Genomic DNA, 16190 nt, shown 5'->3' with positions numbered 1-16190 from the left:
GAAATACAAAACAAGCAATATGGGTGCTATGGATTATCATGGGATTGAACTTTGGAGTTGCTATTTTTAAAATTGCCATAGGAACAATCGCAAATAGTGGAAGTATTATCGCAGATGGATATCATTCTTTAAGTGATGGAAGCGGCAATATTGTAGGAATTGTTGGTTTGTCTATTGCCGGTCGTCCTATAGACAATAATCATCCATATGGGCACAAGAAATTTGAAACTATTTCAAGTATGATAATAGGGATGTTATTATTTGTTGTAGGAAGTAAAGTTGCATTTAATTCTATTACTAATATAATACATCCAAAAACACCTGAGATATCCATGATTAGCTTTGTTGTAATGATTAGTACATTGATAGTAAATATTTTTGTTGTTATATATGAACGATCACAAGGGATAAAACTATCAAGTTATGTTTTAGTATCTGATTCGGAACATACAAAAAGTGATGTACTTATCACATGTGGGGTTATTGTTACAATGATTTTATTGCAAATGGGCGTTCCCCCAATTATAGATGGATGCGTATCATTATTAATTTCATTGTTTATATTTAAAGCAAGTTTTGAAATATTTATGGAAGCAACCAAAACATTAACAGATTCAGCGGTTCTGAATAGTGAAGAAATATATGAAGTAACAATGTCATGTGAAGAAGTAAAAGAGTGTCATAAGATAAGAAGTAGAGGAAGAAAAGATGAAGTATTTATAGACCTGCATGTATTGGTTATCCCAGATATGAAAGTTTCTGAGGCACATGCGTTGCAACATAAAATTGAAAATGTACTTAAATCAAAATTTGGTAGCCAGATTTCAGCCATAATACATGTTGAACCATATTACGAGTCTGTTTAATAAATTAATTTGTTATGAATGTTATGAAACCCTATATTGCCAGTTGGGAAACTATCTCAATATGTAATGTGAGAAAAGTATTCCAACAAAATAGTAGGAGGTGTCCACTGTGAAAATAAAAGAATATCTTACTAAAAAGAAATCTTTTTTTCGAAAAACAAGTTTTTCTTGTAATACAAAATATACCCTTTTTCTTTGCGCTATAATTGGCTTCATAGCTATTTTGTTATGGTTAATTGATTTTCTTGTGTCAATAATTTAGAATCCCTGAAAATTAATAGGCATGGAAAAGACATCATAAAAGGAGTAGAAATACAGTATTATGATACTAGCATTTAACTCAGAATATTTGGAAAAGCAGATTGATGGGTATAAGGTCGTTTGTTCTGTAGGGGAAGGTCGATATGGAAAGTGCTATTTTGCATCTTCTCCATCAGGGTCACCTGTAATAATTAAGCGTTTTAAATCCAAAATGCTTAAGAAGTATAAAGAAAAAAATATACACGAAGCAGTCATCCTTTCACAGCTCAAACACGAAAAAATTCCAGAATTGTTAGGAGTAATAAATAATAAAGGATTTTATGCCTTTGTTTTGGAATTTAAGCCGGGCAAGACGATTGAAGAAATGCTATTCAAGCAAAATTATACATTCAACGCTTCAGAGATATATAATATAGGATTTCAATTAATTGAGGTTATTAAGTACTTACATTATAACGGTGTGGTTCACAGAGATATTAGGTGTGCCAATGTTTTGTATGACGGTAATAATATTTCTCTTGTGGATTTTGGATTAGCCAGATGGATTGATGGCAAGCAATATAAATGTGATATTGACTTTTCTTATTTTGGTGATTTGTTGTTATATCTTATATATTCTACCTTTGAAAAGCCTAAAAAAAGCAAAAAGTACGCATGGTATGAAGAATTACGTATTACCTGCAATCAAAAATTATTTATAAAAAGACTTCTAAGATTAGAGCCTCCTTACAGCGATATAATTGAAGTGAAATGTGATTATATAAAATATTTTAAACCCAAAGAGACCACCATTTAAAGTAAATGTAAGCTTTTGTACGTAAAATATTTGGCGAACCGCTTAGGGATTTATATTTACTGGATATTTACTTAAACTTAATTTTGTTCTGAAGGAGGGTGAGAATTTGAAGTGGTATCGTGATATGCTTTTCCCATATTTGATGAAGATAAATATTGGGAAACCGTCAATTATGAAATACCGTAAACATTTGTTGAAAAGTGCAAAAGGAAATATCTTAGAAATCGGAATCGGTACGGGAACAAATCTTACGGTATATCCAAAGGTAATTTCCAACCTCACAGCGATTGACCCTTATGTGAGAGAATTACCCCAATCTGGTATTTTTGTGACAATAATACCAGAAAACGCCGAAAGAATGAGTTTTGAAGATAATACCTTTGATACCGTTGTTTCGACATTTTCCCTTTGCAGTATGAATAATCTTGCTAACGCATTAACGGAAATTAATAGAGTATTGAAGCCAGGTGGCAGACTACTGTTTCTTGAGCATGGAAAAGCAACGAATAAACCTTGTAAAATATTGCAAAAGATTTTTAATCCCCTGTATAACATATTTGCTTATGGTTGCAACATTACGCGGGATTATGTGGAAGAACTGAAGTGTGCAGAATTTAATATAGTTGAATACAAAATCCATAAAGCGAGGGTTTATCCGAGAACACTTGTTGGATATTTATATGAAGGAATAGCAGAAAAATAAAGGGAGGGGAGTACGCTGCATATGTACAAGATGATTTATAACCTTACGATGTTCAGAAATAAAAAATTGTTTACAGCAAAATATGGCAGTGATTTTTGGCACAAATTCAAAAAACGTTCCTGTGAGTTACTGCATGAGATTTTGCAAAAAACTCCAGATATAGGGAAGAGTGTTTTTTCATTTAATTACAAGTTTGCTCCTGCATACATAGCATGGTACAAAACCTTTTTGGAACTTGGAATATCACAGAATGAAACCATTAAGAACATCTGGGCAATGAACGAAAAAATGGTAACTACCATTCCTAAGGCAATTCTACATGTAACAGGAAAAACGTATTTCAATAGTTTTCGTAAAAAAGCTAATGAACACCTTATTCGGCAGAATGATAATAAACTTCATCCTTATGACTGGCAGATTGAGTTTCGTAACATTGATGTAAATTGCTTTGAAATCGATATAAAAACCTGTGGTATTAAAAAACTTGCACATGATTTCGCTGCGGACGAACTTTTGCCGGGCATTTGTAGAATGGATTATCTATTTGCAAGCCTTATGAAAAACGGTTTTACACGCACCAAAACGTTGGGCGATGGTGATGACTGTTGCAACTGTCATTATGAAATAACAGGAAAATGTGAATGGTCACCTGAAAAAGGATTTATTGATAGAAAGTAGGGATTAGATTGCAGAGGGATGTATTTTCAAAAACACAAATTAAAGGGTTGAGAGTTGAACTGGATAAACAATTTTTATGTGCTGACAAGATTTATAAAAAAGCTTGTCGCATTCTTGTGAAAGAAATAAATGAAATGAATGATCGTGGAAATAAGATGATAGGTGTCCATCTAAAGAAAAGTATCCTTCCCGGTTATGCTTGCTACAAAGCATTAATCAATTCTGGAATAGAAAAGAAGATAGCAATTGATTTTGTAGAAAGGTTAATGTGTAATTCTGCACAAAAAATGGCTAAGATTTGTAAATTACTAAGTACAAAGAAATATGGATTTAAGGTATTCAATGTGTTGTTTAAGCTTGGACTTAAAATTGGTTTTCCAAAAGAAGGATGGACAATAGAATGGATGGAAAATAATAAGCAGTGCATTCGTTTTAATATTACGACATGTCTATACTGCGAGGAACTTAAGAAAAGAAATGCGCTGGAACTTTGCCCAGTATTTTGCAAAACCGATCATGTAACATATGATCCGCTTGCGCCATCCGTTATATTTGAGAGAAATGAAACTCTGGCAAAAACAGGAACAAAGTGTGATTTCTGTTTTAGAAAAGGACGGATATGATTAAGGGATAAAGTCAAGAATGAAATTCCATTTATTCACTTTGATAAGAGCATATTATATTTGGAAACGAAGGAGAGACGTCGGTTTACTCCTTTGTTTTTCTATGTAAGAATAATTACTATATATTCATTTTAAGGTGTTAAAGTATGGTAAAGAGGAGTGTTAGATATGAATGTACTAATAGTTGAAGATGAACAACAAATTGCTTGTTTCATAAAAATGGAACTAGAACATGAAGGATATATGGCTTTAATTGCCATTGATGGCAGAGAAGCAATTGAAAAAGTTAAAACTATTCAGTTTGATATTATTCTACTTGATATTATGATACCATTTATCAATGGAATTGAAGTATGCAAACGTATTAGAGAATTTTCTAATATACCAATTATCATGCTGACCGCAAAGGAAGATATTTCTGATAAGGTTATCGGTTTAGATAGTGGTGCAAATGATTATATTACAAAACCATTTGATATTGAGGAACTATTTGCCCGAATGCGAGTGGTAACAAGAGTTCAGAATGTAGAACAAACAAAAAAACTTACTGCTGATGGAATTGTAATGGATATCGAAACGCATGAGATAATTTGTAATGATAAAAAGGTGGAGTTGACTAAAAAGAGTTTGATGTGCTTGAACAACTTCTCTGTAATAAAGGAATTGTAATGAGTCGGAGTCGTCTTTTACAAACGGTATGGGATTACGATTATTTTGGTGATAGCAACGTGGTAGATGTAACCATTAAGCACATGCGAATTAAATTGGGAGATAATCAACATAGAATAATTTCTACGGTACGTGGATATGGATACGTCATTAGGAGGTAACAGGGTGAAAATCAAATTACTGTTTCGAAAACTTACGATTACAAGAAAGTTTACCTTGTTTTATGCCTTTGTATTTTCGGTTACGTTATTTCTGCTTAGTGCAGGTGTATTATATAGTGTGGAGTTTTATCAAGCATATGCTTCTCATAATGATATTGAAATTGTCAAAAAAGCAATTCTTGCAGAAAAATTAAATGTTACTGAAATGAAAAAAACGGTAAAGCTCTCAGCAAATAAAAATATTGAAATAATGGTACAACAAGAAGGACAGACAATTTTTAAGTCAGAAAATTTTGATTATCCTTTTTTAACAAAGATTCCGATTGGTAATATATGGACGTATGATGAGGATGAAGAGCACTACCTTGTTGAAAAATCTAATTTTGAAGTAGATGAAGTAAGCTACGAGTTGTATGTAGTTAAAAATTTAAACATTGAAAAAAATTTCTTGAAGATATTATTTATCGTTATTGCGGGTATTGATACAGTGGGAATGTTGATAGCTGTACTGTCCGGATATTTATTTACAAAGCGATTGTTAAAACCTATTGATGAGATTACGAAAACGGCAAGAAATATGAATATGTATAACCTTTCCTCGCGTATTTCTCTGCCAGAGTCTGAAGACGAAATATATATGCTCTCAAAGACATTTAATGAAATGGCAGATGGGATAGAAATTTCGTTTCGGAAACAGACTCACTTTATAGCTGATGCTTCTCATGAATTAAAAACACCGATTGCCGCAATCAAAGGATACGCGAATTTGATCAGTCGATGGGGGAAAGATGATGTAGTAGCACTTGAAAAATCAATAGAAGCGATACAAAAGGAAACTGATAATATGACACAGCTTATCAATAAATTGCTATTTCTTGCAAAAATGGATGCTGCTCAAGCAGTTTCATGTGAAGAAATCAATTTATCTGAGCTAGTATCAGAAATGGTAGAGGAAATGAAGATATATAATGAAAACCATTTGGTTCAGTGTACTTTTGAAGAAGATATATATATCATTTCCGATAAGGCAATGATAAGACAACTAATTCGAATAATTACCGATAACTCTTTCAAATTTACCCTAAATGGTGGGACAGTTTCGATAATATGCAATAAAGAAAATACTCATACGGTACTTCAAATCAAAGATACAGGTTGTGGAATGAGTGAAGAAACACTTACACATATTTTTGATAGATTTTATACTGAAAATATGGCAAGAAATAAAGAAACAAGTGGTAGTGGACTTGGACTGTCTATTGCCAAGGGTATCTGTAACATTTTAAATATAGAAATTTCGGTAAAATCTGAAATAGATAGAGGGAGTATTTTTAAGTTTATTTTCCGTTAGTTTTAATCTACTTTTCATTTTAAAATGATAAAATTTGTTCAGATAAATGAAAGGTAGGTATAGTTATGAAAAGTATTAACATTGAAAAAAAGAACATACTTAAATTTATATTGCTTGTTATTTTTGGGGCAATTATGCTTGGTATTGCCTTGAAGTATGGTTCGTGGGTATCGGAAAACGCAAAGGAACCTCAAAAAGTGCGTGAATATCTTCGCTCATTTGGTAATGCAGGCTTTATGGTGTATGTACTAATACAGTCAGTTCATGTTCTAACGGTTGTTATACCAGGAGATGTTTTTAATATCTGCGGAGGTTATATTTATGGGATTCCATTGGGATTTATATTATCTATCATTGGAATTATGTTAGGCTCTATTATGGCATTTTACATTTCGAGATTTTTAGGTTATGATTTTATTTCTAAATTTATACCGGAGGCGAAAATTCAGAAGGTTAGTAAAGTAATAAACTCAACCCAAGGAATGATTGGTATGTTTATTATTTGTATTATCCCTTTTATACCAAAAGATCTGATGATGTATATTGCTGGACTAACGCCTGTTCGCGCATCAAAATTATTTTTTGTATATGCGCTTTCTAGAATTCCAGGAACATTAATTTGGGTATCAGTTGGAGCTAATATGTATGAAAAAAGTTCAAAAAGTATGATAATAACAGTTATAGGTCTGGTAATTTTATTGATAGTAAGTTTTGCTTTGAAGACATATTACAAAAGGTACGAGATGAGTGAAAATAAGAATTCCGTATATGAAGAGAATTCAAGGGTTTAATAAAACGTAGGAAATAAATTGGATGGAGAATGTATCTACAAGGGAGATGCGGTGGGAAAGTATACAAACAGCAAAGGGCATAGTGATCACGCAGGAGACGTTATCTAAAGTATAATAGGATCAGCTCAGAGAAGATGCTGAATACTATGTGAAGCAAATCTATGTTGTGGAGAATCGAGAGAAGAGGAAATGCAAGAATCATGATTTGCCGGTATTCGATTATTGAGTAAGGAAATTGTGTAGGAGCTTACGTTTCGGTAGTTGTTGAAAAAGGAGTATGCTTTTAAGTGAATTGATTTGCTGTTTCATTATGAGTAAGAAAATCTAGTAATTAACTCGAAATGCAGTTCTCTTTCTGAACTCATATATTAATATATCACTCAATTTATCGCTCATTAAACTGAGCGATAAAACGAGCGATAAGTAGATAATATTAAGAATTGTGAGAAAAATTTGGGGTAGCAACCTGTAACTAAATTAGTAATTAAACCAATTCATAGCATCCACATAATCCTGCAATCCAGTATCAGATAATGCAAATTTAGCATAAGCAAGTGGCTGTTCCTCAGCCAACCGATACAGGTAAACAATATCATTAGGATCATCAAGGCGGACTGTAGCATTAAATTCCTTACATCTAATATATTGCACAGAACCAGGACCTGCATTTACTTCTACGGTATCGGTTACCGGATTATACATAGCGAATTGAAATTGTAATTCACTCATGAGAACCACCATCTTCCCAGAGATATTTAGCCCCATCAAGCATATCAATGATAGCTTTGAGCATATTTTCATAATCCGTTTGAAGTGCTGAGATTTCCTCGGTAGTTGGTAATTCGGCAGCAGTACTATCAAGAAATGCAGTCTGCATAACAAGTAATTGTTGATAAAGATTGTAAATGGTTTCTACAAGTGGATAAATAGTTTCTTTTTTACCGACAACGCAGATGTGGTTATAGATACAGGAACGGACAAAGTAATCTTTCTTCATCATACCGCTGGCAAGTATTCTGGCTTCAATTTGTTTTCTTTCAGCATCAGATATTCTGAAACTTATAGTTGGATTTTTATGTTGGTTGCTCATAGCAAACTCCTTTCAAAAAGTGGCGACATGTCGCCATAATTCTCTTAGTAGCAGCAATTATTTCAGCGACTCGAAAGCCACAAGGAACAACTGCCAAGTAGTAACAAAAAGTAGATTATATCAAGCCTTCAGATGATTTGGTCTGCTACTAAATTGCTACTAAAAGAATGAAAAAAGTTGCGGAAAGCGTAACATTTTAAAGAATAGGTGGGCTGGAAACCGCCATTTATCAGCATTTGACCGTCCGTGATACTTTACTCGGGACGAGTTTGAATAATAGAAAAAACGCTACAACCATTGAAATAAAGGGTTGTGGCGTTTTTTTTGAGTAAAATAGCAGATACCGAACAAGTTGGGGAACAAGTTAAAAGGCTACTGGTGGGTATTTTAAAGTAAATATACTAATTATATAGCTGAAACTAGCATATAAAAACGGAAATTATGTTTTTATATGTATATTTTATTGATTTTAATCCTATAATATAGTATGATAAAAACATGAATAGGAGATGAATATGAAGATGAAAATTTTGAAAATACAGGCATCTGGATTAAAGTTGTTTGAAAAAGAAATAGATATTGATTTCTATGCTAAGCAGCGTGTTAGTTCTGATAAAAATGAAATGCTCACAAATGTTTTTTCTAACATTTATATAAATAACGTTATTTCAATGGTAGGAATAAATGCATCAGGAAAAACATCAACACTAAAAGTTATCTCATTTGCATTGCAACTACTTAATAATGAGCCAATTAATACCATTGAATGCAATGAAATCTTAGAAGGGTTGGAAGAACATGATGAAATTATTTTCAACATCTTCTTTATTGATAGAGGTGGAAAACTGTCTAGGTTAAAATCGGTAATAAAAACGAAGCGCTTTAAATCAGAATTGAAAAATGAATTGAAAAGCAAATATTTTATTTCAAATGAGACACTTTGGACAAAGTCAATAAATTCTGTACGTTCAAAAAATGATTTATTTGATTTTTCAAATATTTCTCCAGTAGAAGAAAGAAAAGAAGATGAGTTGTTTTTGTTGGATGATGTAAGTGTTATGATTGCATATAATAAAAAATATAATAACTCTTTAAATGTAATTGATTCACTTGATTGGACTAATTTTAATGGATTAAGAGTATTAGGAAATTTTCCGCTTAGCTTAGTACAATTTTTAGATCCTAGTATAGAATATTTAGAGTGTAAAGAGATTGAAAGTGATAAAGAAATTGAAATTCGATTGAAGTTTTATAATAAGAAAGAGATAGTTATTTATTCTCTGTTAGAAATAAGAAAATATCTTTCATCTGGTACTGTTAAAGGTATAAATGTTTTTATGACAGCTATGCTTATTTTACAAGAAGGTGGATATCTAATAATTGATGAACTAGAAAATCATTTTAACAAAGAAATTGTTTCAACATTGATAAGATTTTTTATGGATAGTGAAGTTAATACAACTGGAGCAGTTTTGATTTTTTCAACTCATTATGTTGAATTATTAGATATCTTTGAAAGAAACGATAATATATATATAATAAAGAATATAAATGGTATTAATATTGAAAACTTATCATCCATATTAAAAAGAAATGATGTTAAAAAGAGTGAATTATTTCAAAGTGGTTATTTAGAAAACACTACTCCATCTTATAAATCGTATATTAACTTTAAAAGAGCACTTAAAAAGATTCCAAAAGCTAGCGAGGTATAAGAATATGGATGATAATATCATAGCATGCATATGTGAAGGTGGAGCAGAACAAGCCATAATGGATATTTTGCTAGAGAATAATGCTATAATTTTTGAAAAGGAACAACTTTTAGATGAAAAGGTGATTAGAACTCGCTCAGCTCAAAAATTTGAACAAGATTATTTAAGAAAGACTTTTAATGAGAAGATAACGGTTTATCGTATTTTGGACTCAAGAAGTGAAAAATTTAAGTTGAGTAAACTATATGAGAATAAAGTTAAAGTTATTAATGTTATAACTGCACCTGAAATAGAGATGCTAATAATTCATAATGAAGATAAATATGATGACTATAACAAAACCAAAAAGAAACCAAGTGACTATTGCAAACAAAATTTAAAATATAGCGACGTTAAAAGTTATAAATTTGTTGAAGAGTATTTTTCAAATATAAAAACCTTAATATCTGCAATCAAAACATATCGTCAAAAAGCCGATGTTAAAAAGGGAGAAACTACTTTGTATGATTTGTTGAGAATAAAAAAATGAAAGTAGTTAAGTATGCCAGTACGTTAATACTAAAATTTGAATTCTTGACGAAATAAGGCCAGATATTCCATGGGAACTACTAGGAAAAGTAACTACAAGAATAATAAACGAAGTAAATCCATTAACTATGTATTCTATATTTGTGTTGGGATACCATCAACTACTACTATGAGATTAAATAATGGAGGAAAAAGACTCTACAGACTAAGAGTTATTAGGAGTAGAGTCTTTTTTGTGTAATTTTGTTATAAAAATTATTCGAAAAGGCTTAGCCTATTGAGACTTTCCACGAATAATATTTAATCCCTCTCTATATAAAAAGGGTATTTTCCATGAATTTGCTTTTTCTTCAATGAATCCAATACGTTTCAACCTTTCAATCCTATATTTCCAATGTGAACCCAATATTTTCTTTAATGAATTTTCACTATGTTCAGCTTTTTGATTTTTAAATTTTTCAATCCATGGGCGATAATTAGGATATTCAGCATAAAGTTGGATAATAAGTTTATCTTTTGAAATGGATTTATAAGACTCTCTAATGGCAGACTGGCTGACTAAATAATCCTCTGAAATAGTAGTTATATTTTTTTCTTTAAACTGGTTTAACTGAATTCCTCTCGCTGTATCAAATAATTTAATAATATCTCTAGGCGTGTATACACCATTTCCATCAATAACATGATTTATGACCCATCCAATCGAATCAGGATTATTTTTCCCTATATCAATTTGAGACTTTACAAATCTAAAAATGATACTTATTCTTTCTTCTCGAGTAAGTAATGTTGGATTGTTAGTAATGTTTAGTTCGTTCATGTAGTCTGAATAAGCTTGATTGAAAAGGAGTCTTTCTACAATTAATTTTTCAACAATTTCTCGATCCCATTTTAATGAGTACATTGTTTTGGCAGATATATGGGTTAATGATGTAAATCCGCTGTCTTTTGTTATTTCATCAAATATATCTTCACGTATGAAAATCTTAAGCTTAAGACCTTTATAAGAGCATAGATCCTTATATGCATAAAAAAGAGATTTTAATATTAGGTTGTCCTTATCTGAGTTATCAGGAAAAGCATCATCTAATCTATCTAACATTATCCATATACAAGAGGTATTCTCTTGTAAAATACTATCTAATTTATTAAAAATGTTGTTGAAATCTATTAAATCCATAGTAGTTGTTTTTTCAATAAGAGTAGAATCATTTTTTGAAATTTCTAAGGCTTGAGTTATAGAACCATCAGAATTAAATGTGTTACTTGGTTTCAATTTCACTCTGTTAATTGCATATAAAAGCTTATGAAGTACTCCATTTTTTTCTGTAATAATATTTTCATCTTTTAGAATTTTTTCTAAGGAATTATAGTTTGAAAATTTATCTTGGACTTGTCTCCACATTATATTTATTATATATATTTTCCAAGCGTCAATTATTTTTTGAGTATCAGTAGCTTCAACAGAGACAGTATCAAAAGCACGCCTAAAATCAGGATCGCCCTTGAGTTGCATAGCTTTTAATAGTATTTTGTTATTTAACTGGGGATAGTTTATTTGGTTTTGACATAATGCAATTAACATAGCAGTTTTTCCAGAACCTTTTACTCCTCGTACAATATCATATTTATCATTAACAAAATCATTAACAAAGTTTGTATTGATATAGTAATGACCAATATCATCATCATATTCAGCTACTTCGTTTCCTAAATTAATACTTTCTAATATTTTTAATTTATTCATTATACACCTCCTAGTAAAATTATGGTATAAATAGAATATCGAGTAAGTTAGAAAAATGTCAAAATAAAGAAAATAACTTGCTTAACTTTTAGTTATAAATAAAACTATCATTGATAAAAATGTATATTTATTGTATCATTATCTTAAAGATAGGCATAATATATGATATAAATAATATCATTATTTGTGGGGTGAGCGTAAATATGAAAAAAATAGATTTAGAAAAACTATCATTATTAGTATCTAAAAAAAGAAAAGAAAAAGATATTACACAAGATCAATTAGGTGAGTTGACAGGTATTAATAGACAGGTTATAGGAAGGATTGAGTTAGGAAAAACAGTTCCATCTTTAAATCAACTACAACAGCTTTTAGAGATATTAGAGATAGATTTTGATAGTATACTGGAAGATAAGAAAACAGAAGATGTTTTTATGGCAATGAAAGGAGAAGCTAGGACCCCAGAAGAGAGGCAAGGCTTAGAAACTATGATCTCCATGATGCTTTGTTTAAAAAAGCATGAACAGTTAAGGAGAGTTTACAATGAATAGTAATGAGTTGTCATTAAAACAAATCTATGAGTTATCTGAAATGGCAAAAGAGAAAAGACGAGAATTAGATATAGGAACTGCTCCAATGGGAGATAATATATTAAAATTTATTAGAGAAAAAGGTATAAAATTAATATATGTTCCTATTGAAAATAGTAGTACTGATGAGTTGTTTTTTTCAGCAGTTTATGTCTGTATTAAGGAGAAAAACGGCAAAACTAAATTCATTGGATTAAATACAAATGATTACTATGATAATCAAATTTTTGCTTTAGGACATGAACTTTATCATTATTATGAGGAATCAAGTGTTCATTTATGTAGAATATCAAATGATAAACAATCCACTAGAGAATTAAAGGCCAACAGATTTTCAGCTGAGTTTCTATTGCCAACAGATAAATTAGAAAAAGAAATAAAAGAAGTAAATGATGGACAACTACAACTATATAAGTGGAGACATTCAACTCTTCTTAGATTGATTGCTAGGCTTCACTGTGAATATAGGTTACCATATAAAGCTATTGTTAAAAGACTATTAGAAATAGATGCTATAACAAGAATTCAGTATAGTGAGCTATTTAATGAGCCTACTAGGAATAAAAATGATGAGTACTATATCATAGGACTTAGTATCAATGCTGAAATATTTAAGTTGTTAAATTCAAAAACTATGAAAAAAGGGGTAGATGGAAGTGATCTTGAAACCGTAGTTCGAAATTATGAAGACGGAATAGTATCACTATCAGATTTTATTGAATCCCTTGAAATATTTGATAAAAAAATACATGAATTTGGAATTATAGAAGATGTTGATATTGAAGATATAGCTGAAATGGAAGAAATGTTTGGTGCCAAAAATGAAATTTAAAGATGTAAACTTACAATATAAAAATTATTGGATAGAGCCATTTATTGATACTTTTAAACCAATAGGGATTCATGAAGCTGTTTATAAGGAATTTGAATCTAACAGTATAAAAAAGTTAATCGATAGTAAAGTAAATGATGTATCGCCAAGTATATACATTTATTATGATTCAAATGCAATAAGATTGGTTGAGGATGCAGAAAAGCTGGACACAAGTTTAGAACAATTATCTGCTATTAAGCCATATGAAGTTATATATTATTTTATAAAGAATGATATTGGTGATAAAGAGAAGTTAAGATTTATTTATAAATATTTATACTATTTAACTAAAAAGGATAAACATATAAACCCTTCATGGGGAGAGTTTATTGAAAAGATGGATATTTTATACTGTGGTTAGACAGTTAAATAATAATAAAATAGCATAAATGATGGGAGCATACATAGATTTGTGTAAATCCAATCTATGTATGTTCTTTTTTGAATATGTAGTTGATAATATAGGATAGAATTTGAATAAAGGATTTAAAAGCTCGGAACCCTTATAAATTAGGATTCCGAGCTCTTTTTTTGACTTTTGAATAAATTGGTAGATCATTGAATTTGGGGATTTCAGACATGGAACCTAAGTTTAATTCTGATAATGATTCATTTTTACTTGTTTTGAAGAATCTAAATTATAAAGAAATAAAAAGGCGGCGATAAAAAAACGCCGATAAAAAGCGACGATAAAAAAATAACTAAAACACACAACAGCAGTATGATTTGATTTTGGCTTATATTATGGATAAGGGAAAAGAGTACAGGATACAAGATTTTTGCAAATTGTTTAATTAAAAAAACTCGAACAAAAGTTATATTGAATGGATTGATTGAAAACTGTGAAATAGAAACATTACTATAAAGAGTACATAAAAAAACAATCCTCATCATTTACTCAGCCAATTATTTATATCATTAAGAGTAGGAGAATACATATAATAAACAACTTTTATGTTCATATAAATATAGTGCTAAATATAATTGGATAATGATATAATTAAAGTGAATAATTGTAATTCAATAAGGGGGACTTAGAATTAATGGAAAAGAAAGTTACAGGTATGGATTATCTAAACTTAGCCCTATATGCCTTTGCAGGAATAGGAATGGAACTTGTTTTGGTGTGGGTTATTGAACCTCTATTTGGAATGAAAATGGGGACATACACTTTAACACAAAACATAATTCATTGGATACTCACTTGCATTATATGGTTACTGGTAGGATTATTTTTAATTAATCTAGCAAAGAAAAAATATGATTTTGATTTATGGGAAAATAAAAGCAACTTGAAGCCTTGGCAGTACATAGGTATTGTAGTATGTTTGGCTATTTCCATCCTTTATTTTTATGTTAGTTGGGAAGGATTTAAACCTCTTTTAGAATTTCAAAGATTAGGAGCCTTGAAATTTATTTTTCAGTATATCTATTATCTTTTTGAAGCTTTCCTAATTTCCTTAATAGTAATTTTTGGTCAGAAAGCTTGTGAAAAGTGGTTTAAAAACGATAAGGTTCCTTATGGAGGAATTGTCCTTGCTTTAACATGGGGACTTATGCACATTGTATCAAAAGGAAGCATTAAAGTTGGAATATTATCAGCCTTTGCAGGTTTCCTTTATGGAGCTGCATATCTTGTAGTTGGCAAAGACTACCGAAAAGCACTACCACTTATGTGTGCAATGTTTATGCTTTAAAAACTAGAATTAAATAATAGGGATATTTAGGAGAAGACATTGAGCTTCTTCTTTTTTTACTAACAGTGATCAATATAGTTGTGATGAAAGAGGATTTAGTGTTGTAAAAGAAACTTGACATTCATTAATCTTTTGATACTATAGTATTATAGAAGAATTTAACAATATGACTTGCACACATATTAAGTATGTGTGCAAAAAAATAGTTTTGTATGTAAAGGAAACTTTACTGTGAGGGAATATGAAAAATAAACTTGAGGAATTAAGAAAAGAAAAAGGACTAAGTCAAGATCAATTTGGAAGGCTAATGAGAGTCTCTAGGCAAACAATTATTTCACTAGAGAAAGGAAAATACAATCCTTCATTAGAGTTAGCTTTTAGAATTGCAGAATTTTTTAATTTAAGAATTGAGGATATTTTTATGTATAAGGGGGATGGGGATGAATAAGAAAAATAGGCTTTATTTAGGTATGGCTATAATTATGTATTTAATCAGTATTGGGTTAATATCTATAGGCGCTTTTAATAGCAAAGCTGAGTTAGGACTAAGTAAGTGGAGTATTATGCTAACAATAATTGGTGTAACACTATGTATTTTAACAACTTTTGGATGCGTATATTTGTGGCTTAGAAATATTTTAGGAAATAATGAGGAGGCAATAATTGAAGAAAATGATGAAAGAAATAAAATGATTCGTGGGAAAGCAGCTGAGCATACAATGGTACTTTTCGTAGTAGTAATGGTAATTGTAGAAGGTATATTAATAGTTTTGGGAGACTTAAGAGCTGCAATACTAGTATCAGTAGCAATGTTTGTTTGTGTTTCTTTTGATCTGTATTTGATTTTATATCTTCAGAAGAAGCTTTAGATAACTTAAATAATTAAAGGATATTTTGAAGAAGCCGCAGGGCTTCTTTTCTTATTTCAGAATTTAATAACCTCCACTTCTTAGATAAATTTCTCAGTATCAATCTAATTATTTAGTAAATTGATTAAAAAAGACATTGCTAAAAAATCGCTGGAAAGAGAAAATCCCTATTGAAGAATTG

General features: G+C 30.4%; 18 protein-coding genes and 1 pseudogene. 16 read left to right on the top strand and 3 right to left on the bottom strand.

Features of this window, described 5'->3' with window-relative positions; genetic code table 11:
- The first annotated feature begins 38 nt into the window (after window positions 1-38).
- The 8 genes and pseudogenes from B3N22_RS03395 to B3N22_RS03360 all read left to right on the top strand — a co-directional run bounded on the left by B3N22_RS03395 (window position 39) and on the right by B3N22_RS03360 (window position 6899).
- Window positions 39-866: a cation diffusion facilitator family transporter gene (locus B3N22_RS03395; RefSeq protein WP_286904860.1), complete on the top strand. Its 828-nt coding sequence runs from the start codon at window positions 39-41 to the stop codon at window positions 864-866.
- A gap of 322 nt (window positions 867-1188) precedes the next feature.
- Window positions 1189-1923, top strand: a complete 735-nt coding sequence (locus B3N22_RS03390; RefSeq protein ID WP_047000135.1) for a protein kinase domain-containing protein — start codon at window positions 1189-1191, stop codon at window positions 1921-1923.
- Between the two features lie 106 nt (window positions 1924-2029).
- Complete coding sequence (locus tag B3N22_RS03385) at window positions 2030-2626, top strand: class I SAM-dependent methyltransferase (protein WP_047000136.1); 597 nt, start codon at window positions 2030-2032, stop codon at window positions 2624-2626.
- A gap of 21 nt (window positions 2627-2647) precedes the next feature.
- Window positions 2648-3304 (top strand): L-2-amino-thiazoline-4-carboxylic acid hydrolase, encoded by a 657-nt coding sequence (locus B3N22_RS03380; protein WP_047000137.1) that lies wholly within the window; start codon window positions 2648-2650, stop codon window positions 3302-3304.
- An 8-nt stretch (window positions 3305-3312) separates the two neighbouring features.
- A complete protein-coding gene (locus B3N22_RS03375) occupies window positions 3313-3927 on the top strand; it encodes an L-2-amino-thiazoline-4-carboxylic acid hydrolase (RefSeq protein WP_047000138.1) in 615 nt (204 codons plus the stop codon).
- 159 nt (window positions 3928-4086) lie between these two features.
- Window positions 4087-4757 (top strand): annotated as a pseudogene (locus B3N22_RS03370) (response regulator transcription factor).
- 4 nt (window positions 4758-4761) lie between these two features.
- Window positions 4762-6108 carry a sensor histidine kinase gene (locus B3N22_RS03365; protein WP_047000140.1) on the top strand — a complete coding sequence of 449 codons (1347 nt, stop codon included), beginning with the start codon at window positions 4762-4764 and terminating at the stop codon, window positions 6106-6108.
- 65 nt (window positions 6109-6173) lie between these two features.
- Window positions 6174-6899: a TVP38/TMEM64 family protein gene (locus tag B3N22_RS03360; protein ID WP_047000141.1), complete on the top strand. Its 726-nt coding sequence runs from the start codon at window positions 6174-6176 to the stop codon at window positions 6897-6899.
- A gap of 477 nt (window positions 6900-7376) precedes the next feature.
- On the opposite strand, the gene B3N22_RS03355 is transcribed toward B3N22_RS03360, so the two are convergent.
- A complete protein-coding gene (locus B3N22_RS03355; protein ID WP_242849778.1) occupies window positions 7377-7628 on the bottom strand; it encodes a hypothetical protein in 252 nt (83 codons plus the stop codon).
- The gene (locus B3N22_RS03350) at window positions 7621-7989 is read right to left on the bottom strand and encodes a plasmid mobilization protein (RefSeq protein ID WP_047000142.1); all 369 of its coding nucleotides are present in this window, start codon (window positions 7987-7989) and stop codon (window positions 7621-7623) included. Before B3N22_RS03350 ends, B3N22_RS03355 begins: the two co-directional genes overlap by 8 nt.
- Window positions 7990-8504: 515 nt before the next feature.
- Between B3N22_RS03350 and B3N22_RS03345 the strand changes: the two genes are divergently transcribed.
- Together B3N22_RS03345 and B3N22_RS03340 are read left to right on the top strand one after the other, a co-directional pair.
- The gene (locus B3N22_RS03345; protein ID WP_286904851.1) at window positions 8505-9704 is read left to right on the top strand and encodes an AAA family ATPase; all 1200 of its coding nucleotides are present in this window, start codon (window positions 8505-8507) and stop codon (window positions 9702-9704) included.
- Between the two features lie 4 nt (window positions 9705-9708).
- Window positions 9709-10233, top strand: coding sequence for a hypothetical protein (locus tag B3N22_RS03340; RefSeq protein ID WP_286904849.1), 525 nt, complete (start codon window positions 9709-9711; stop codon window positions 10231-10233).
- Between the two features lie 273 nt (window positions 10234-10506).
- Here the strand turns inward: B3N22_RS03340 and B3N22_RS03335 are convergent, their stop codons facing one another.
- Entirely contained in the window at window positions 10507-11979 is a 1473-nt protein-coding gene (locus B3N22_RS03335; RefSeq protein WP_286904847.1) for a P-loop ATPase, Sll1717 family, read from the bottom strand.
- 203 nt (window positions 11980-12182) lie between these two features.
- Here B3N22_RS03335 and B3N22_RS03330 point away from each other — a divergent pair, with 203 nt between their 5' ends.
- The 6 genes from B3N22_RS03330 (at window position 12183) to B3N22_RS03305 (ending at window position 16009) form a co-directional block, all read left to right on the top strand.
- Entirely contained in the window at window positions 12183-12530 is a 348-nt protein-coding gene (locus B3N22_RS03330; protein ID WP_238907555.1) for a helix-turn-helix transcriptional regulator, read from the top strand.
- The gene (locus tag B3N22_RS03325; RefSeq protein ID WP_286904843.1) at window positions 12523-13401 is read left to right on the top strand and encodes an ImmA/IrrE family metallo-endopeptidase; all 879 of its coding nucleotides are present in this window, start codon (window positions 12523-12525) and stop codon (window positions 13399-13401) included. Before B3N22_RS03330 ends, B3N22_RS03325 begins: the two co-directional genes overlap by 8 nt.
- Window positions 13391-13804, top strand: a complete 414-nt coding sequence (locus tag B3N22_RS03320) for a hypothetical protein (protein WP_286904841.1) — start codon at window positions 13391-13393, stop codon at window positions 13802-13804. Before B3N22_RS03325 ends, B3N22_RS03320 begins: the two co-directional genes overlap by 11 nt.
- A 682-nt stretch (window positions 13805-14486) precedes the next feature.
- Window positions 14487-15140, top strand: coding sequence for a hypothetical protein (locus B3N22_RS03315; protein WP_286904839.1), 654 nt, complete (start codon window positions 14487-14489; stop codon window positions 15138-15140).
- 241 nt (window positions 15141-15381) lie between these two features.
- Window positions 15382-15588 (top strand): helix-turn-helix transcriptional regulator, encoded by a 207-nt coding sequence (locus tag B3N22_RS03310; RefSeq protein WP_286904838.1) that lies wholly within the window; start codon window positions 15382-15384, stop codon window positions 15586-15588.
- Window positions 15581-16009 (top strand): hypothetical protein, encoded by a 429-nt coding sequence (locus B3N22_RS03305; RefSeq protein WP_286904836.1) that lies wholly within the window; start codon window positions 15581-15583, stop codon window positions 16007-16009. The genes B3N22_RS03310 and B3N22_RS03305 overlap by 8 nt, the downstream gene beginning before the upstream one ends.
- The last annotated feature ends 181 nt before the right edge of the window (window positions 16010-16190 follow it).

The sequence above is a fragment of the Clostridium sp. UBA1652 genome (genome assembly GCF_002320975.1).
In the GTDB taxonomy this organism is placed as follows: Bacteria; Bacillota; Clostridia; order Clostridiales; family Clostridiaceae; genus Clostridium_T; species Clostridium_T intestinale.
The sequence above is the reverse complement of the archived record's forward strand: the minus strand, read 5'-3'. Positions and strand labels throughout refer to the sequence as shown.